At 63.6% G+C, this 18,223-nt stretch carries 22 protein-coding genes and 1 pseudogene; 13 read left to right on the top strand and 10 right to left on the bottom strand.

Features of this window, described 5'->3' with window-relative positions:
- Positions 1-329 precede the first annotated feature (329 nt).
- From AC57B6_RS06595 to AC57B6_RS06575, 5 genes are all read right to left on the bottom strand, one after another.
- Positions 330-1,553 carry a YeeE/YedE family protein gene (locus AC57B6_RS06595; RefSeq protein ID WP_496420882.1) on the bottom strand — a complete coding sequence of 408 codons (1,224 nt, stop codon included), beginning with the start codon at positions 1,551-1,553 and terminating at the stop codon, positions 330-332.
- A 30-nt stretch (positions 1,554-1,583) separates the two neighbouring features.
- On the bottom strand, positions 1,584-2,159 hold the full coding sequence (locus tag AC57B6_RS06590; RefSeq protein WP_496420881.1) for a GNAT family N-acetyltransferase: 576 nt from the start codon (positions 2,157-2,159) through the stop codon (positions 1,584-1,586).
- A gap of 86 nt (positions 2,160-2,245) precedes the next feature.
- Positions 2,246-3,124: a helix-turn-helix domain-containing protein gene (locus AC57B6_RS06585; RefSeq protein WP_030100247.1), complete on the bottom strand. Its 879-nt coding sequence runs from the start codon at positions 3,122-3,124 to the stop codon at positions 2,246-2,248.
- Positions 3,125-3,323: 199 nt separating this feature from the next.
- The gene (locus AC57B6_RS06580) at positions 3,324-3,626 is read right to left on the bottom strand and encodes an addiction module antidote protein (protein WP_028194927.1); all 303 of its coding nucleotides are present in this window, start codon (positions 3,624-3,626) and stop codon (positions 3,324-3,326) included.
- A complete protein-coding gene (locus AC57B6_RS06575) occupies positions 3,623-3,994 on the bottom strand; it encodes a type II toxin-antitoxin system RelE/ParE family toxin (protein ID WP_106352399.1) in 372 nt (123 codons plus the stop codon). The genes AC57B6_RS06580 and AC57B6_RS06575 overlap by 4 nt, the downstream gene beginning before the upstream one ends.
- Positions 3,995-4,286: 292 nt before the next feature.
- On the opposite strand from AC57B6_RS06575, the gene AC57B6_RS06570 reads away from it, so the two are divergent.
- From AC57B6_RS06570 to AC57B6_RS06545, 6 genes are all read left to right on the top strand, one after another.
- Positions 4,287-4,655 carry a nuclear transport factor 2 family protein gene (locus AC57B6_RS06570; RefSeq protein ID WP_030100249.1) on the top strand — a complete coding sequence of 123 codons (369 nt, stop codon included), beginning with the start codon at positions 4,287-4,289 and terminating at the stop codon, positions 4,653-4,655.
- 28 nt (positions 4,656-4,683) lie between these two features.
- Entirely contained in the window at positions 4,684-5,046 is a 363-nt protein-coding gene (locus AC57B6_RS06565) for a hypothetical protein (protein ID WP_496420880.1), read from the top strand.
- A 27-nt stretch (positions 5,047-5,073) separates the two neighbouring features.
- A complete protein-coding gene (locus AC57B6_RS06560) occupies positions 5,074-5,538 on the top strand; it encodes an RbsD/FucU family protein (RefSeq protein ID WP_030100251.1) in 465 nt (154 codons plus the stop codon).
- A gap of 24 nt (positions 5,539-5,562) precedes the next feature.
- A complete protein-coding gene (locus tag AC57B6_RS06555) occupies positions 5,563-5,970 on the top strand; it encodes a VOC family protein (RefSeq protein WP_028194923.1) in 408 nt (135 codons plus the stop codon).
- A gap of 236 nt (positions 5,971-6,206) precedes the next feature.
- Positions 6,207-6,638: a DoxX family protein gene (locus tag AC57B6_RS06550; RefSeq protein ID WP_496420879.1), complete on the top strand. Its 432-nt coding sequence runs from the start codon at positions 6,207-6,209 to the stop codon at positions 6,636-6,638.
- 66 nt (positions 6,639-6,704) lie between these two features.
- Entirely contained in the window at positions 6,705-6,977 is a 273-nt protein-coding gene (locus AC57B6_RS06545; protein ID WP_028194921.1) for a hypothetical protein, read from the top strand.
- 33 nt (positions 6,978-7,010) lie between these two features.
- Here AC57B6_RS06545 and AC57B6_RS06540 read toward each other — a convergent pair whose 3' ends face one another.
- Both AC57B6_RS06540 and AC57B6_RS06535 read right to left on the bottom strand, forming a co-directional pair.
- On the bottom strand, positions 7,011-8,531 hold the full coding sequence (locus AC57B6_RS06540) for an MFS transporter (protein ID WP_496420878.1): 1,521 nt from the start codon (positions 8,529-8,531) through the stop codon (positions 7,011-7,013).
- Positions 8,532-8,689: 158 nt separating this feature from the next.
- A complete protein-coding gene (locus AC57B6_RS06535) occupies positions 8,690-9,991 on the bottom strand; it encodes an MFS transporter (RefSeq protein ID WP_046572722.1) in 1,302 nt (433 codons plus the stop codon).
- A gap of 408 nt (positions 9,992-10,399) precedes the next feature.
- Here AC57B6_RS06535 and AC57B6_RS06530 point away from each other — a divergent pair, with 408 nt between their 5' ends.
- Entirely contained in the window at positions 10,400-11,119 is a 720-nt protein-coding gene (locus tag AC57B6_RS06530; protein WP_028194918.1) for a response regulator transcription factor, read from the top strand.
- A 12-nt stretch (positions 11,120-11,131) separates the two neighbouring features.
- Here the strand turns inward: AC57B6_RS06530 and AC57B6_RS06525 are convergent, their stop codons facing one another.
- Positions 11,132-12,037 carry a dihydrodipicolinate synthase family protein gene (locus AC57B6_RS06525; RefSeq protein ID WP_046572723.1) on the bottom strand — a complete coding sequence of 302 codons (906 nt, stop codon included), beginning with the start codon at positions 12,035-12,037 and terminating at the stop codon, positions 11,132-11,134.
- A gap of 346 nt (positions 12,038-12,383) precedes the next feature.
- On the opposite strand from AC57B6_RS06525, the gene AC57B6_RS06520 reads away from it, so the two are divergent.
- The 6 genes and pseudogenes from AC57B6_RS06520 (at position 12,384) to AC57B6_RS06495 (ending at position 17,431) form a co-directional block, all read left to right on the top strand.
- Positions 12,384-13,340 carry a 4-hydroxyproline epimerase gene (locus AC57B6_RS06520; protein ID WP_474632243.1) on the top strand — a complete coding sequence of 319 codons (957 nt, stop codon included), beginning with the start codon at positions 12,384-12,386 and terminating at the stop codon, positions 13,338-13,340.
- On the top strand, positions 13,337-14,467 hold the full coding sequence (locus AC57B6_RS06515) for an NAD(P)/FAD-dependent oxidoreductase (protein ID WP_496420884.1): 1,131 nt from the start codon (positions 13,337-13,339) through the stop codon (positions 14,465-14,467). Before AC57B6_RS06520 ends, AC57B6_RS06515 begins: the two co-directional genes overlap by 4 nt.
- Positions 14,460-14,714 (top strand): annotated as a pseudogene (locus AC57B6_RS06510) ((2Fe-2S)-binding protein); the annotation flags it as partial. The gene AC57B6_RS06515 and the pseudogene AC57B6_RS06510, both read left to right, overlap by 8 nt.
- A 167-nt stretch (positions 14,715-14,881) precedes the next feature.
- On the top strand, positions 14,882-16,201 hold the full coding sequence (locus AC57B6_RS06505; RefSeq protein ID WP_496420877.1) for an FAD-dependent oxidoreductase: 1,320 nt from the start codon (positions 14,882-14,884) through the stop codon (positions 16,199-16,201).
- 120 nt (positions 16,202-16,321) lie between these two features.
- Positions 16,322-17,089, top strand: coding sequence for an AraC family transcriptional regulator (locus AC57B6_RS06500; protein WP_028194913.1), 768 nt, complete (start codon positions 16,322-16,324; stop codon positions 17,087-17,089).
- Positions 17,090-17,101: 12 nt separating this feature from the next.
- Positions 17,102-17,431 carry a hypothetical protein gene (locus AC57B6_RS06495; RefSeq protein WP_028194912.1) on the top strand — a complete coding sequence of 110 codons (330 nt, stop codon included), beginning with the start codon at positions 17,102-17,104 and terminating at the stop codon, positions 17,429-17,431.
- Between the two features lie 18 nt (positions 17,432-17,449).
- Here AC57B6_RS06495 and AC57B6_RS06490 read toward each other — a convergent pair whose 3' ends face one another.
- Positions 17,450-17,710 (bottom strand): hypothetical protein, encoded by a 261-nt coding sequence (locus AC57B6_RS06490; protein WP_028194911.1) that lies wholly within the window; start codon positions 17,708-17,710, stop codon positions 17,450-17,452.
- A 157-nt stretch (positions 17,711-17,867) separates the two neighbouring features.
- A complete protein-coding gene (locus AC57B6_RS06485) occupies positions 17,868-18,200 on the bottom strand; it encodes a hypothetical protein (RefSeq protein WP_028194910.1) in 333 nt (110 codons plus the stop codon).
- Positions 18,201-18,223 lie beyond the last annotated feature (23 nt).

The raw sequence follows: 18,223 nt of genomic DNA, 5'->3' as shown, positions 1-18,223 counted from the left end.
CCTCTCAAAAAAATATCTCAAAAAAATGCATCAAATTTCGGTAACTCTTTCACGGCGCTGTAATAGAGGATGCATAGCAGATTTTTTGCCGCCTGAGAATTTCGTCTAATCCATGGAAACCCTTGTGTGCCGGGCTTCAGACTTATTCATCTGAGTAATGGCGCGCGGCTGGCAGGGCGCCGCAAAAATCTGGACGAATCAGAAAGGAAATAGAAAGCGAGATCAATTAAAAGTAATAAATACCGTTCGTCGACGCCGCTATGGGGACAAATCAGAGATGTAACAGGTTGGTGCGGCCCCAGTTACAAACGAGGCCGCATTTGTAACTTCTAGCAACCGTTTGCGCGCATCCGCTCGACTTCGAGGCCGAACACCGGGCGCAGGCGGGTGCCGAGCACGTTGCCGGCGAAGGCGGCGACCAGCCATAGCCAGCCATGCAAGCTGCCTGACACAATGCCGCTGAAATAGGCGCCGATGTTACAACCATAGGCCAGACGGGCTCCATAGCCGAGCAACAGGCCGCCGACTACCGCCGCGATCAGCGAGCGGGCCGGGACTTTCCAGACCGGTGCGTAACGGCCGGCAAGCGCCGCAGCCGTCATGGCGCCGAGGATGATCCCGATGTCCATGACTGTGGTGACGTCACGTGTAACAGGCGCAGCCAGCGCACCGGCGTTGGCATGAGCGGCCCAATACGGCCAGTTGGCCACGTCGATACCCAGTGCGGCGAATAGCTTGGCGCCCCACAGCGCGAACGCCGACGTCACTCCCCAGGGACGACCGGACAACGCGAGGGTTGCGAAGTTGAGCAGCACCAGAGCGATTGCGCCGACAAACAGCGGCCACGGGCCGTGCAACCAGCGCGACGCATGGGGCGCGCGTGGCGGCTCGTTGATCAGCCGGCCATGACGGCGCCTTTCGACCACAACCGTGAGCGCCGCAATCGCGGCGAAAACGACCAGATTCAGCACGATGGCCCAGCCCGCGCCGAGCGCGCTGACCAACGAAAGCGGTTTGAGCGATGGCAGCGCGGTCCAGAACGGCATGTGCGCGGTCGCGACAACCGAGCCGATGACAAACGCGGCCAGCGTGACGATCATGCGTGTACTGCCGCCACCCACGGTGTACAGCGTGCCGGACGCGCAGCCACCGCCCAGCTGCATGCCGACGCCGAACATGAAGGCCCCGACCAGCACCGACGTGCCGGCTGGCGCGACCAGGCCGACTACCGGCCGGCCGAACAGCGTGCCTGCGGCGAGCACCGGAAAGAACAGCAATACGCCGAGCGCCAGCATCAGCATTTGTGCGCGCAGACCGGTGCCGCGGCCGTCGGCGATAAAGACCCGCCATGCGGAGGTAAAGCCGAACGCCGCGTGGTAAAGCGACATACCCAGCAGCGCGCCGACGATATAGAGCGCCGCCTGGCGCCCGCTCACGGTTTGCGCCAGATAGACAGCGCCCAGCGCGATTAGCACGAGCGCGGCGCCAAGCGGCCTTGGATTGATGTCGAAGCGACGCGGTACGCGTGGAAGCGAAGTGGAGAAATCGGACATGATGGTTGAATGACGAACGGCAGATAATTGTTACATGAAGCGCGCCATCAGATCGGCATCATGAAACACCCCGTTGACGTTCAGCGCGTCGATCTCGCAGCCATACTTGCGAAAGCCGAGCGACTCATAGAGTTTGCGTGCCGCCTCATTCTGGCTATTCACGATCAACTGAATTTGCCTCAGGCCTTCTACCTGCGCCGCCCGTTCCAGCAACGCATTGAGCAAAGCACGCCCGACGCCGCGACCTGTCGCTTCCGGCGCGACATACATGCCGATGACAGCGGCCTTGTGCTGTTCCTTGTCGCGCTGGCTGCGCAGCAAGCCGACCACGCCGATCAATGGCGCATTGGCCGGTGCCGCATTGACTGCCGCGTTGACTGCCGCGTTGACTGCCGCATTGACTGAATAAGCGCCGAGCAGAAAATCGCCTTTGGCCGCGCGTGCGCCTTGCAACATCGTGTCATGCTGCGAAGGGCCCTTGGCCAGCGCTTCTTCATAGCCTTGGCCGAACGACTCCGGATGGGCTTTCAGACCGCGCAGGCGAAGCTGGAAATAAGCGTCGCGGTCGGCCGGACCAAGTTGGCGGATCAGTACGGCGCTGTTCATCGAATGCGTCTCTCCATGTGATCTGAATGGCGCCGCAAGCGCTAACAACGCCGTGTTCGATGAGGCGCCGCTGTCCGCGGTGCCTGCTAGGACTTCCCGGCTTCAGCCTTTTGCGTCTCGGCGCGCTGACTTTCGGCAAACTCGCGCAGGGCCGCCGCGGTTTGCTGGTCGGCGGGAAAGAACGCTTCAATGGCAAGTTCCGATAGCGTTACATCGACCGGCGTGCCGAATACCGTGGTTGTGCTAAAGAACGACAACTCGCCGATTGGCGTGCGCAAACGCAGCGGCACGGCGACCTGGTGACTCGCGGTCTCGTCGTGGCCGGCTGCTTGCGCGCCGGGCGGAGCAGGGTAGGCGGCGAGCTCGTCACGCAGCGCGCTCAACGTTTCGTCACCGCTCACGTCAATTTGCCGCTGCAGTCGGGACAGCGCATGTGCGCGCCAGGCATGCCAATTGACGATCGACGCTGCGATGCCTTGCGGATGCAAGCTCAGCCGCATTGCGTTGACTGGCGGCTTCAGCAGTTCCGGGCTTGCGCCTGCAAGCAGTGGCGCAAGCGCATTGTTCGCGGCCACGATGGTCCAGTGACGGTCGATCGCGAGGGCCGGATACGGCTCATGACCTTTGAGCACCAACTCGACTGCCTCGCGCGCCGCGGCCAGTTGTGGGTCCGTAAGAGGACGTTCGCGGAACAGCGGCGCATAACCCGCCGCGACCAGCAGCGCGTTGCGCGCACGGAGCGGCACGTCGAGCCGCTCGGCGAGGTGCATGACCATTTCCCGGCTGGGCACCGCGCGGCCTGACTCGACGAAGCTCAGATGCCGCGTTGAAATTTCGGCTTCGGCGGCGAGCAGCAACTGGCTCATTCTTCGCCGCTGCCGCCATTCGCGCAGCAGATCGCCGACCGTGCGGCTTGCCGTCGGAGCGTTCGACGGGATGGTTTGCGCAAGAGAGAGTGTGTTCATGCTACCGATGATAGCCAAAGCGCGTTAGCAATCCATTACCTGGCAGGTAATGGAATACCACGGATTATCGGGGAATACACGGGAATATCCGGGAAAGCGTAGGCGCATCCGCGCGCTCACACACATCCACGCACCCACGCACCCACGAATCGCAGCCCATTCAGCGCGTTGCCCCAGTCAAGGACACGGCGGGTGCGAATCAGGCGTGCGCCACACCTTCCGGTACGGCATTAAGTTTGACGCCCAGTGCGCGCAGCAGTTTGAACACAGTATCCATGCGCGGTTTGGAGCCCGGTGCGAGCGTTTTATAGAGGCTTTCGCGCCCGAGCCCGGCGTCGGCCGCGACCTTTGCGATGCCGCGCGCTTTTGCGATATCGGCGATCGCGGCGAGCAGGACGTCGGCGTCGCTTTCTTCCAGGGCTGCGTTGAGATATTCAGCGATCATCTCTTCGCTATCGAGGTAGTGCGATGCATCGAACCGTGCGGTTTTGACTTTGCTCATGACAGTTCCTTTCTGATTGCTGCCCACATTGCTTTGGCGTGTTTGATGTCGGCCGCCTGCGTGGACTTGTCGCCTCCGCAGAGCAGCAGGTACACCATTCGCCCTTCGCGCGCGAAGTAGACCCGGTAGCCGGGACCGCTATCAACGCGCATTTCGGATACACCGTCCTCTAGCAGCTTTACGTCGCCGAAATGACCTCGCTCCGCACGCCGGACCCGCACCAGGATCTTTGCCCTCGCTCTCAAATTTGCGAGGCCCGCAAGCCAGCTGTCGAATTCCTCGGTGCGATTGACCGTGTACACAGGAGGTGAACCGATCTGTTGAGGAGTGTATCCCCGTGGATACGGTTTTGCAAGAGTAAAAACCATATTGAAAAAGCGGCTCGTGTCCGCACCCGTTCAGTTCGTCACATGCCGTGCGTCCACGCCGCGCGGCCCCCCATTTGCTTCACGAGGTTAGCGGCTGACGCCGCTCCTGACGATTCGGCCGGATGGCCAATCCGGCAGGAAAAAACACGGTTCTTCCCCTCCGTGCATCCGGATGCTTACCTCTCACGTAATCGACGCGCCGCGCCCGAGGCGCCAATCTGTGTTCCGAGCCCGCCGCATACAACGTGTCTGCCTGGCGTAGTGCTCAGTCATGCCAACCAAGGAGTCTGAGATGAATGCGCATACCGATCTGATCGACCGTTATTTCGACGCATGGAATGAAACGGATGCAGTGCGCCGCCGCGAGTTGATCGCCGCGACGTGGGCCGTCGATGCCGACTATCGCGATCCGCTGCTGGCGGGCGCGGGTCACGACGGCATCGACGCGATGATCCGTGCGGTGCATGAACGCTTCCCGCATCACACGTTTCGCCGCACGACCGAGGTCGACGGTTTCGCGAACCGCCTGCGGTTTTCGTGGGCACTGACCACGCCTGCGGGCGAAGCGATCGTCAAGGGCTCCGACTTCGGCCTGCTCGATACCCATGGCCGGCTGCAGGCGGTGACCGGTTTCCTCGATCAGGTACCGGCCGCTACCTGACAACACGCAGTTTTTCACGGAGACGATCATGCACGAGTCCGCTGCCGCCACGGTTCCTAGTACGGTCCTCACGTTCGCGCGCCTGTCGGGCGCGGTCAACGCGCTTTCCAGCGCGATCGCAGGCTTCGCTCTGCTGGCCGGCACGCGCGCCTTCACCTTCACTGCGTTGCTGGCCTGGCGCGAGCCGGTGTTGGGCGGCGCGGGTCTCGTGCTGCTCGCCCTGGTCGGATGGCTGCGCTGGAGCGTGTCAACGGAACGCCGCTCACCGCATCGCGCGGCAAGGCTGATTGACCATAAGCCAACGGCCACGGACCGTGCGCCGCGGTCTTGCTACAATCGATCGCAACGTGCTACAGGGACACTACCGGGACAACCCGTTCGGCCTGGCTAGCCACCAATCAGACCTCAAGGAGACACCGTGCTGAAGAATCTGGACCCGCTGCTGAATGCCGACGTGCTGCATGCGCTCCGCTCAATGGGACATGGCGACGAACTGGTTGTTTGCGACGCCAATTTTCCGGCCGCTTCGGTCGCAGAGGAGACGGTATTGGGCAAGCTGCTTCGCCTCGATGGCGTGAATGCACCGCGTGCGATCCGCGCGATTCTGTCGGTGATGCCGCTGGATACATTCATCGATCGTCCTGCCTCGCGGATGGAAGTCGTGGGCGAGCCCGATACGATCCCGGCTGTTCAGCGCGAAGCGCAGATCGAGATCAATGCGGCGGAAGGGCGCGAGGTGCCGTTCGCTTCGGTCGAACGTTTCGCATTTTATGAACGGGCGCGCAAAGCCTATTGCGTGATCGCGACCGGTGAAGAGCGCGGTTACGGCTGCTTCGTTTTCACAAAAGGTGTTTTGCTCGCGCCGGATGCGCCGCAGCAATAACACTTCGTCACGGCGGTGGGACCCATGAGCTTCTCGATAGACAGTCTCGATCATCTCGTTCTGAATGTCGCTGACGTGGAAGCCAGCGCGGCCTGGTACGCCCGAATGCTCGGCATGCGGCGCACCGAGTTCGAGTCGCGCACCGGCACGCGGGTGGCAATGACCTACGGCAATCAGAAGATCAATCTGCGTCCGGCGGATGCGGACACGGTCGCGTGGTTCACCGGGCGTGAGGCGGTGCCGGGCAGTGCCGACCTGTGCTTCGTCACTAGCGCGAGTCCCGCCGAGGTCAAAGCCCATTGGCTCGCCGAGGGTGTTGAGATCGAGGCAGGCCCGGTTGAACGCGACGGCGCGCGCGGCAAGATGACGTCGGTGTATTGCCGCGATCCGGACGGCAATCTGATCGAAGTCGCGACGTATCCTCGAGCGTAGATAAGCATCGAGGCCGTGCGGGCCACTGCCGCCCGCCATGCCGGGAAAAATCCGCTGCGCGCCGGGTGCCCGCGGACCTTCATCTGCCTGGATTCTCCCTCGGGACGGTGCGAATTGCGCCGTTCACGCCGGCCCGCGCTTGGAAAAGGCGGGCAATGCACATGTTACCGGATGCAAAATAGGGAACTGCGGCCGCCTGGCCGGGTCTGCTGCTTATTCATTTACAGGAGCCCCTCATGACGCGTCCCGTCGATTCCGGCGTGATCCTCATCGCGCGCATCGCCCTTGCTGTGCTGTTTTTGTGGGGCGGCGTGATGAAATTGCTGGGCTACGCGGGCTTTGTCAGCTATCTGCATTCGAAGGGGGTGCCGTTCGTTCAGGTCGCCGCGCCGATTGCCACCGCTGTCGAGGCGCTCGGTGGTTTGCTGCTGATCGTCGGCTTCAATGTGCGCCCACTCGCGCTCGTCATGGCCGTCTACACTGTGGCAACCGCCGTGCTGGGCCACGATTTCTGGAACGTCACGGATCCCGCGTTGCAACGCGATATGGTGATTCACTTCTGGAAGAACATTGGCATCGCCGGCGGTTTCCTGCTGCTTTTCGTGACTGGAGCGGGCGGTATCAGTATCGACGGCGCGCGATCGCCACGCCGGGGACTGAATCTCTAGTCACGCGGTCGGCGTAGTCTGTGCCCGTCGCTTTCGATTCTGGCTGTGTAATCAAGGGAGCAAATAATGATTCAAAGTTTTGAGCAAACCATTGGCGGCAAGGTTACCCAGTTGTGCGCAAGTCTCGGCGAAGGGCCTACGCCGCATCGCGTCATCATCAGCCTTGCCGATTCGGCGAAAACCTTGGTGGTTCTGGATGCATCGGGTCTGATTGGCACGATCAAGGCCGAAATCGAACAGCCGGAAAAGCTGATCGCGGACGCGATCGCGAAGGCGCAAAACGAAGGGCTGATCGAGCGTGCGATCGACACCGGCGCGATTCAGGAAGCGTCGCTGTAAGAGTCGCACAGTCGCGCAGTCGCGCTGATCTGATCAGCGCGAGTCAGGCACTTGCCCTCGGCCGGCCTTGTGAGGCATGGAGGCCGGCGCGTGCGGTTCCGGATGGACAAGGCAGGCCATGATGCCGGCCATCGCCAGCAGGCCGACCGAGATCGCTGTCGCGGCCTGTATCCCCGTGACGATCTGTGCGGCGGCCGCGCCGCTCGCCAACGCGCCGAAGGCGGCTACGCCCACAGCGCCGCCTGCTTGCCGGGCAGTATTGAGCACGGCGGACGCCGTGCCCGCGCGTCTGGCTTCAACGGAAGCCAGCACGGCGGTGGTCATGGCCGGCACCGCAAGCCCCATTCCCGACGGAATAAGCAGGAACGGCAGCAGCAAGCCGGCCAGAGGCGTGGACGCTCCGACGAAATGCAGCAGGCCATAGCCAAGCCCCGCCGTAATCGCGCCGGCAATCATCGGCACGCGTACGCCAAACCGTCCGACCACCCAGCCGCTCGCCACATTCGAAATCAGGAAGCCGCCGGTCAACGGCAGGAAGGCGAGGCCCGCCTGCAGCGGGGTGTAGCCGCGCACGCGCTGCAAATACAGGCTCAGCACGAACACCATGCCGTAGTACGTCAGGTTCACGCAGATGCCGAACAGCACCGCCGCATTGAAGGTGCGCTTGCTGAATAGCGAGAGCGGCAACATCGGCGCCGCGACGCGCGATTCCACCGCGATAAAGGCAGCCGTGGCGATTAGCGCAAGGATGAAACCGCCGGCTACCAGCGGATGGCCCAGCCCCAATGGCCGCCATTCGATCACCGCGGCGACGAAGGCGGTGAGCGCGACGATCGCCAAGGCCTGACCGCTCAGGTCGATACCGCGCGGGCTCGCTGCGCGTGCTGTTCCTGCCTCGGTCGCCGCATGAATTCCGGACGATGCAGCAGCGTTGGCCGCCGCCGTTTGCCGTGTTTCGTTTCGCGCGGGCTCAGAGCGGGGCACCCAGAGCAAAGTCGCCAGCCAACCGGCTGCGCAAATCGGCAGATTGACGAGAAAGATGCTGCGCCAACCGAATGCCGCAATCAGCAGACCGCCGACCACCGGCCCGGCCGCGATCGCAATCGCACCCGCGGCAGTCCACAGGCCGACTGCGCGCGCCCGGAGTTTCGGATCGTGACCGTATGAGCGGTTGAGCAGCGCCAGCGAGTTCGGCAACATGGCGGCCGCGCCGATGCCCTGCACCGCCCGCGCGGCCACCAGCATGGGCGCGCCGAGCGCCAGGCCGCAGGCGAGCGACGCGAGCGCGAACAGCACGATACCGGCCGCGTACATGCGCCGGATGCCGAGCCGGTCGCCGAGCGCGCCCGCCGACAGCATCAGCACGGCGAACGCGAGCGTGTACGCGTCGACGACCCATTGCAGCCCCGCGACATTCGCATGCAGGTCCGCACCGATTTTCGGCAGTGCGATGTTGACGATCGTGACGTCGAGTTGGGTGACGACGAAGCCGACGCTGACCGTCGCAAGGATGCGGCCGAGAGCGGGTGAGGGGGGCGTGTGGGAAGAGTTCATGACTGAATCGTAGGCCGATGCAGCACGCGATGTTTCGGTCCGGCGTGAAGTGTGGATGTCGCCGGAACCGCCCAAACCGCCGAAGCCGCGGTAAAGGCGCGGCGTGGAGACGATAGAACAACGGCGCGCTAGCTGCGCGCCGTTGTGGAGTTTCTCGATTAGCGCGCTGGCGGCGCGTCTTTGATAAACAGCGTAGTCACCGCCCCGAGAATGCAGATCGCGCCGACATAGAGCGGCGCGGCCATCGGGTTCGACTTCATCATCAGCGAAACAGCGATCGGCGTCAGGCCGCCGAACACCGCATAGGCGACGTTGTACGAGAACGAGATGCCCGAGAATCGCACGACGGGCGGAAACGCCTTGACCAGCACGAACGGGATCGCGCCGATCACGCCGACAAAAAGACCGGCCACGGCGTACAGCGGCACCAGCGCCGCGCTATCGACGGCAAGTTGCTGGAACATCGCGTAGTACGTCACCGCCAGCGCGAGGCCGCCGATGAAAATCGTGCGCCCCGCGCCGATCCGGCCGGCGATGGAACCGGCCATCACGCAACCGATCGTCAGGCACAGCGTTGCCACGCAGTTCGCCAGCAGCGCGGTGGCCGGCGCGATATGAAACTGCTTTTGCAGCAGGGTCGGCGTCATCAGAATGACCACGACGATCGCCGCCGACAGCATCCACGTGAGCAGCATCGACACGATCACGGCGCGGCCATGGTCGCGCAATACGGCCTTGAGCGGCACTTCCGCGGCGATTGCCTTGCGTTGCTTGAGTTCGGCGAATACCGGCGTCTCATGCAGCCAGCGGCGCAGATAAACCGAGAACATGCCGAATACCCCGCCCACCAGGAACGGAATGCGCCATGCGTAGGCGGAGATTTCCGCCGGTGCGAAGTTGCGATTCACCGCCGCGGCGATCAGCGAGCCGAGCAGGATACCCGCCGTGAGACCGGCGGTCAGCGTGCCGCACGCGTAGCCCACGTGCCGTTGCGGTACGTGCTCGGAAACGAATACCCATGCGCCCGGCACTTCGCCGCCGACCGCCGCGCCCTGCATCACGCGGAACAGCAGCAGCAAGACCGGCGCCATCACGCCGATACTGGCGTAGGTGGGCAGCAGGCCCATCATCAGCGTCGGCACCGACATCAGCAGCACGCTCAGCGTGAACATGCGCTTGCGGCCGAACAGGTCGCCGAAGTGCGCCATGATGATGCCGCCAAGCGGCCGGGCCAGATAGCCCGCTGCGAAGATCCCGAAAGTCTGCACCTGACGCAGCCAGTCCGGCATCGCGGCAGGGAAGAACAACTGGCCGATCGCCGGCGCGAAGAATACGAAGATGATGAAGTCGTAAAACTCGAGCGCCCCGCCGAGCGCGGCGAGGCCGAGTGTCTTGTAGTCGCTTCGCCCAAGAGGGCGTGGGGTGACAGCCTGCGCTCCACCCAGATTTGTCGCTTGCATTGCTTGTGTTTTGTCTTGAATTGGGAGCCACACGTAGCGCGTGGAAAATCGGCGGTCGTCGGGCGAGAAGTGTGGCAAGCGCTGGGTAGAGCACGGGACACCGGCGCGCCGCCCGGATAGGGCTAGCGCGATGACGACTGGGGCCAGGCTGGGGATTTTACAGGATGACCGCGGTTCGCTTAGGGAAGTGCTTAATTAGATTGGAAAAAGTTCCCTGAAACCCGCCTTCCTGGGGATGGGCTGTATCGCGAGCAGTGCGCGCCGTGCGAGCGGGAGCCTTCGCGTGTAGGAATGCGGCGGGCATCTGTCGGAAGGGGGCGATCGGCGCGTAAATTAGGATTGCTCCTATGGGATGACTGGGGCGTCCCTCTGAGAATCGCGTCCGAGCTATCAGTGAAGAGTTATCCCATGCGCATTGCCATCCTTCAGCGTGACCCCGTCATGCGTCAGTCGATCGAAAAGGTCCTCATGAGTGCCAGCCATACCTGTATGGCCTACGACGACGGTCTGTCCATGTCGAAGGCGCTCGCCCGTTCCACCGTGGATTTGCTGGTGCTGGACTGGCACGGCACGCGCCTGTCCGGCGCCGAGGTTCTGCGCTCGGTGCGCGCGGTCGGCGGCGACCGCCTGCCGGTGCTGTTCGCTTCGGCGGAGACGTCGGAGGAGAGCGTGGTGCGCGCCTTTGCCAGCGGGGCGGACGACTACGTCGCGCTGCCGTTGCGGCCGGGCGAGTTCCGCGAGCGCGTGGCGGCGTTGCTGCGCCGCGCCTATCCGGACCGTTTCAGCGCCGCGAGCTTCGACGTTGGGCCTTACCACTTCGACACGCATCGCCAGCTCGTCATGCTGCGCGGCCAGCCGGTCGCGCTATCCGGCACGCAATACCGGCTGGCCTCGCTGTTCTTTTCCAATATCGGCCGCGTGCTGTCGCGCGACCATATTTTCGCGATGGTATGGGGCCGTGAGTTCCGCGAGTTCACCCGCACCATCGACAGCCACGTGTCGCGCCTTCGCCTGCTGCTCGAGATCGAGCCGCAGAACGACTTCCGGCTGCAACCCGTTTACAAGAGCGGCTATCGGCTGCTGCATCTGCGGCAGGGTGAAGCGGGTGCGGAGAAGCAGGCGGCTTGAGCCTGCTGCAACTCAAACTTGCGGCAGCACCGGCCGGGTTTCGATCGCCCGGCGGATCAACGCATCGACGGCCTTGCGTTCGTCGCCGGCCAACGGCAGGCGCGGCGGGCGGACCGGCTCCGTGCCCAGCCCGACAATCGTCTCGGCCAGCTTGATGTTTTGCACCAGTTTCGCCGAGACGTCGAGTGCAAGCAGGGGCGCGAACCAACGGTAGATCGCGCGCGCCTCTTCGAGCCGGCCCGCCTTCAGCAACTTGTAGATCACAACCGTCTCGCGCGGAAACGCGCACACGAGACCGGCCACCCAGCCATGCGCGCCCATCAGGATCGCTTCCATGGCGAGATTGTCGACCCCGCACAGAATCGCGAAGCGGTCACCGACCACGTTGATCAGATCGGTCACGCGTCGCACGTCGCCGCACGATTCCTTGATCGCGACGATCTTCTTTTCGTCGGCGATTTCCGCGAACATCTCGGGCGTCATGTCGACGCCGTAGGCTAGCGGATTGTTATAGATCATCAGGGGTAGCGCGCTCGCATCGGCGACGCTGCGAAAGTGATGCAGGGTTTCGCGCCGGTCCGACAGATAGCGCAGCCCAGGCAGCACCATGAAACCCGCGGCGCCATGACCGCTGCCGGCTTCGGCCTGGCGGCAGGCGTCGAGCGTGCTGTTCTCGGCGATCGTCAGCAGCACCGGCACCCGGCCGCGTGAGGCCTCGACGGCAATATCTAGCACCTCCAGTTTCTCGTCCAGCGAAAGGGTCGATGCTTCACCGAGCGATCCGCACACGATGATGCCGTCCACGCCAGCGTCGATCTGCGCCTCGATATTCTTGCCGGTCCATTTGCGGTCTATGCTGAAATCCGCGTTGAATTTGGTGGTTACCGCCGGCCATACGCCTTCCCAGATATGCGCCACGACTGCTCTCCCGAGTGAGTTGAATTGAAGCGCAGTGTAAGCAGGGAAAATGCCGCCGTCTTGCGTGATTCATGCGTGGCTGATGACGATTTCGGCATAGTTGTCATGCCTGGAGGCCCAGCAAGATCGGCTAAGCCCGCTATTTCAGGACGACGCGCGGGATGCGTCTGGGTCGCGCCGGCAAGGGCTTGCATGCGTTTCCCATTCCTCTTGAGGGGCGCTGCCAGCCGTGGACTCAGTCAGTGATCAAAGATCGGGGCATGCGGCAGCGAGCGCAATGACTATGCTGAAATCGTCATAATCCGCGCTTAAGCACACCAAGACTCCGGCGGCCGGTATTCCTACCATGTGCATCATGAAAACCCTCGATATCATCGACTCGCACACCGGCGGTGAACCGACCCGCCTGGTGGTGTCGGGTGGCCCGGCGCTTCGCGGCGGCACGCTGGCGCAGCGTCTGGACGTGTTTCGCACGCATTTCGACGACTGGCGCGCCGGCGTCGTCACCGAACCGCGCGGCTCGGACGTGGTGGTCGGCGCGCTGCTGTGCGAGCCGGACGACCCGGGCTGCGCGGCCGGCGTGATCTTCTTCAACAACGTCGGCTATCTCGGCATGTGCGGACACGGCACCATCGGCCTTATCGTCTCGCTCGCGCATATGGGCCGCATCGGTCCGGGGCGTCATCGGATCGAGACGCCGGTCGGCGTTGTCGAGGCGACGCTCAACGAGGACGGCAGCGTGGCCGTGCGCAATGTGCCGGCGTATCGTTACCGGCAAGGCGTGCAGGTGGACGTGCCGGGCTACGGCAAATTGACTGGCGACATCGGCTGGGGCGGCAACTGGTTCTTTCTGGTTGCCGACCACGGGCACGCGCTGGAGGCGACGCACATCGGCGAATTGACCGTGTTCAGCGCGGCAATCCGCGACGCGCTGATCGCGCAGCGCATCACCGGCGCAGAAGGCGCGTTGATCGATCACGTCGAACTTTTTGGAGCCGGCTCGCGCGACGGCATCGACAGCCGCAGCTTCGTCCTCTGTCCCGGCAACGCATACGATCGCTCGCCATGCGGTACCGGCACGAGCGCGAAAATCGCTTGCCTCGCCGCCGACGGCAAGCTTGCCGAAGGCGCGGTGTGGCGTCAGGAGAGCATTATCGGCAGCGTATTCGAAGCGAGCTATCGCCATACCGGCGATGGCGTCTCGGTGACCCCGACGATCACCGGCCACGCTCACATCATGGCCGAAGGGCGCTTGTGTTTCGACGAACGCGACCCGTTCGCGTGGGGCATTCGCACCGCATGATGGCGGACGCGTTGATCGTCGGGGCCGGCATTGTCGGTGCGGCTTGTGCCGCGGAGCTGGCCGCGCTCGGCATGCGAGTCGAGGTACTCGACGCAGAGGGCATCGGCGGCGGCGCGACGGCAGCGGGCATGGGCCATATTGTCGTGATGAACGACTCGCCCGCGGAATTCGCGTTGAGCCGCTACTCGCGCGATTTGTGGCTGGCGCTTGCACCGCAACTGCGCAAGCGCGATGCGTTCGCGCGCTGCGGCACATTGTGGGTCGCAGCCGATGACGAGGAATGGCAGGCCGCCCGCACCATGCATGCCGCGTTCGTCGCGCAGGGTGTTTCGGCGCAGATGCTCGACACTGTCGAGTTGCGGGCGTGCGAACCGGCGCTCGCGCAGTCGATGGCGGGCGGCTTGCGGATCGAGCACGACAGTATCGTCTATGCGCCCACGGTTGCCGAGTGGCTGCTGACACAATCCTCAGGAGTGGAGAATATTCGCGTGCGGCTCGGCGCGCGGATCATCGCCGTCAGTGCCGACGGCGTGACGCTGGCCGATGGCGAGCGCATTGGCGCCGCGCATGTGATCGTGGCCAATGGCCTGGGCGCTCAGCAACTGCTGCGATCGCTGCCGTTGCAGCCGAAGAAAGGTCATCTGCTGATCACGGACCGTTACCCCGAGCTCATTCGTCATCAATTGCTCGAACTCGGCTACATCAAGAGCGCGCATCATGCGGCCGGCACCTCGGTGGCATTCAATGCGCAGCCGCGGCCCACGGGCCAGTTATTGATCGGATCGTCGCGCCAGTTCGATACGACCGATTCTGCGGTCGATATGCCGGTGCTCGCCCAGATGTTGCAGCGTGCCGCGCGTTATCTGCCGGTTCTGCCGACACTCCACGGCATTCGCGCGTGGACCGGCTTTCGCGCGGCGGCGCCCGACGGTTTGCCGTTGATCGGCCCCGCCGGGGATTTTTCACCCGGCGTGTGGCTGGCGATCGGACACGAGGGTCTTGGCGTGACGACCTCGCTCGCGAGCGCAAAGTTACTGGCTGCGCAAATCACGGGGGACGTCGCACCGATTCCTGTCGAGCCTTACTTGCCGCGCCGTTTTGCACAACAGATGGTGACTCATGACTAATGCCCATGCAGCGCGCCTCCACTTGACGATCGACGGCCGTCACGTCGCGGTCGAAGCGGGTACGACCGTGGCCGCGGCGCTTGCGATCGCGGGCGTGGGAGGGGGTACGCGGACGTCGGTTCGCGGTGAGGCGCGCGCGGCGCTGTGCGGTATGGGTGTGTGCCAGGAGTGCCGCGTCACGATCGATGGGCGTGCGCATGTGCTGGCGTGTCAGACGCTTTGCCGAGAGGGGCAAGTGGTTCGCACGACCGTCGCGGCGGGCGCGATGAATGCCAACGCGAGCGCCAACGCCAACGCCAATGCCAATGCCAATGCCAATGCCAATGCCAATGCCAATGCCAATGCCAATGCGAGCACGGTCATCGCCACAGCCACTGCCGCCATCAAGGGCACGGGCATCACCACAGGCAAACGATGAACCAACACTTCGATATCGTCGTGGTAGGCGCCGGTCCGGCCGGGCTGAACGCCGCGCAAGCCGCGGGGCGCGCGGGCGCCACGGTGGCAGTCCTCGACGACAATCCGCGCGCCGGTGGTCAAATCTGGCGGCAAGGTCCCGGCCATCCGCCGCAAGTGCCGCTGCAAGGTCTCCTGGCCACCTTGAAGATGCAAACCAACGTCACCCTTATGCCGTCGACTCGCGTGATCGCGCCTTTGCCCCGGCGCGGTCTGCTGCTCGAATCGGCGGAACCCGGCGGTGTATCTATCAGCTACGGGCAGTTGATTCTCGCAACCGGTGCGCGTGAGCGGCTCTTGCCCTTCGCCGGCTGGACGCTACCTGGCGTGACCGGTGCGGGCGCGCTACAGGCGCTCATTAAAGGCGGCATGCCGGTGCGCGGCGAGCGGATCGTGATTGCCGGCAGCGGTCCGCTGCTGATTGCCGCGCTCGCCACCGCGCGTGCCGCCGGTGCGCAAGTCGTGGCGGTCGTGGAGCAGGCACCAGCTTTCGAGGTTGCCCGCTTTGGAATTTCTTTATTGGCCGAGCCGGCGAAGTTGCGGCAAGCCGTGACCATGACGCGCGGTTTCGCGGGGGTGCGTTACTGGACCGGCAGCATCGTCCGGCAAGCGCTTGGCGATGGTCGCGTCGAGCGCGTGACCATCCAGCGCGGACGCCGGCAACTGACACTCGCTTGCGACCGTATCGCATGCGGCTATGGCCTGGTGCCGAATACCACGCTTGCGCAAGCACTCGGCTGTGCGATCAACGAAGCAGGGCAGATCGTGGTCGACAGCGAGCAGCGGACTTCAGTCGACGGCGTGCTGGCGGCAGGTGAATGCACGGGCATTGGCGGTGCGGAACTGGCGGGTGTGGAAGGTGAGATCGCCGGACTCTGCGCGAGCGGCACCTTGGGCACCTTGGTAAGCGAAGTCGCCACAAATCGCAGCTCGGCAAACCCCGTCGCGCTACATACCCAACGCGCGCGATGGCAGCGTTTCGCAACGCGCGTCGAAACAGCCTTCGCGTTACAGGCCGCCGCGCGCACGCCACCCGACGATGCGACGCTGCTCTGCCGTTGCGAAGACGTCAGCGTTGGCGAAGTGCGCGCCTGGCCGGATTGGCGCGAAGCCAAGCTGCATACCCGCTGCGGAATGGGTGCATGCCAGGGGCGAATCTGCGGCGCCGCCGCTGGACTGTACTTCGGCTGGCAAGCCGCCGCGCCGCGCCCGCCATTCAGTCCGGCGCAAATCGGCACCTTGATGGGAGCGGGCGCGGAGGCGCCGCCGACCGAATGACCCCGGCATCCACGCGGCTGCCGCATATTGTCGGCAGCCGCGTGGTCCTATAATCGAGCGCAAGCGCGCGCCGGCAACGCACGACCGACACCAAACCGCACCGACCACGGAATCCGCCTGATGAACACGCTGGCTCATCCGCTCGAACCGGACGACGCAACGCTGTCCGGCATGCTGTCGCATTTCACTTTGCTCGAACCGGTATTCGACGCGATGCCGGACGTCGTGTTCTTCGTCAAGGACGCGCACGCGCGCTATGCGCTCGTCAACCGTACGCTGGCTTCGCGCTGCGGCTTCAAGGAAAAGGCCGCGCTGCTCGGCAAGACCGCCGAGGACGTGTTCCCGCGCCGCTTTGGCCGCATCTACACGGCCCAGGACAAAGCGATCATCAACGTCGGCAACCAGATGATCGATCAACTGGAGCTGCACCTGTACCCGGGCCGCCAGCCCGGTTGGTGCCTGACCTGCAAGCAGCCGTTGCGCGATCCCGCGGGCAAGGTGGTCGGCCTCGCCGGCATTTCCCGCGATCTGAAAGCCGACGAAAGCAGTCATCCCGCTTACAGCCGGCTGGCCGCGGTGGTGCAATCCATCCAGGAAAACTACGTGCAGCCGTTGAATCTGAAACAGCTTGCTGCGATGGCGGATATGTCGGTGGCGCAACTGGAGCGCTACTTTCACAAAGTGTTTCATCTGACGCCGCGTCAGGTGTTGCTGAAAACGCGGCTGGACGCCGCCACCGCGCTGCTGGTCTCGCACGACAAGGTCACCGACGTCGCCGCGCTCTGCGGCTACACCGACCACAGCGCCTTTACGCGGCAATTCAAGGCGACCGTCGGCATTACGCCGACCGAGTACCGGATGCTGCTGCACGGAACCTCGCGAAGCTGAACTCCGGCACCTATGGTTCGTCGCAAGCATCATTACTATGTCTACGTCGTCGCGCTGGACGATACCGTCTGGAACGAGGCGCGCTTTCGCCGCGCGAATCCGGATTACCGGTTCGACAAGCCTTGCGTGTATGTGGGAATGACGGGACTGGACCCGGATCTGCGATTCGACCGGCACAAAGCCGGCATTCAGGCAAATCGCTATGTGCGCGATTACGGCCTGCGCCTCTTGCCCGAGTTGTATGAAGTGTTCAACCCTATGCCTTACCGCGGCGCACAGGATATGGAAGTGGAGTTGGCGATTGGACTACGCGAGGCGGGGTACGGCGTGTGGCAGGCATAAACCACGCTTGCTACTGTCTTACTTCACACCCAGCCCGCGCAGCACTGCATTGCCTTCAGACGTCAGACGGATTTGCGAAGCACCAGCGTCGCTGGAGACCGTTTCGATCAGGCCGGCTTCGTGGAGCTGCGGAATCTCGGGTTTCGCGGATGCGTCGATCGGCGCGTGCAGCAACAGCAGAAGCGTCGCCAGTTCGTGATGGCTCAGCAGGCGGCGCAAAATCGTGGGCCGCTTCGCTGGCGCCGTCGTTTCGTTCGTGTTGTGATCGGGCTGGTTCATGGAGCGCACCTTGTGCGGGATAGTGTCGGGTGGATCATGCGGATGAAGTCTTAAACGATTCTTAAGACACCATTGTGATGTAACACCGTGACACTATCATTGCGTCGGCACAAGTTACCGATGGTTACACATGGGTGGATTATTACCCGGACTTTCCTCACGGCGCGCAGGTTTTACTCGCCGATTCGATCCACATGTTGTTCACATGGCGCTTGCCCGGGTAGAAGCGATAAGTGGTCGCCCCGTTGTCGCTGCGTACCTTGACGATATTCGAATCGCCGAAGTCGAGCATCTGGCCTTGCGGGATACCCGTCGACTTGAACGCGGCATTGTGGCTGGTCGCCACTTGCGTGAGGCAGGCGACCACATCGTTGACTGAGCGCTGCGTGACGGTGTCGATGACGGGTTCGCCGGCATCCGGATTCTTCTGGAAGTAAGCGCAAGCGCTGAGAAGCAGGGGAACTGAAAGGACTACGGCGAACTTCTTCATATCTCTCCTGGCGTTTCATTCGG

The sequence above is a fragment of the Paraburkholderia sp. BGA-UO-ETr-F12 genome, assembly GCF_059567945.1.
The sequence above is the reverse complement of the archived record's forward strand: the minus strand, read 5'-3'. Positions and strand labels throughout refer to the sequence as shown.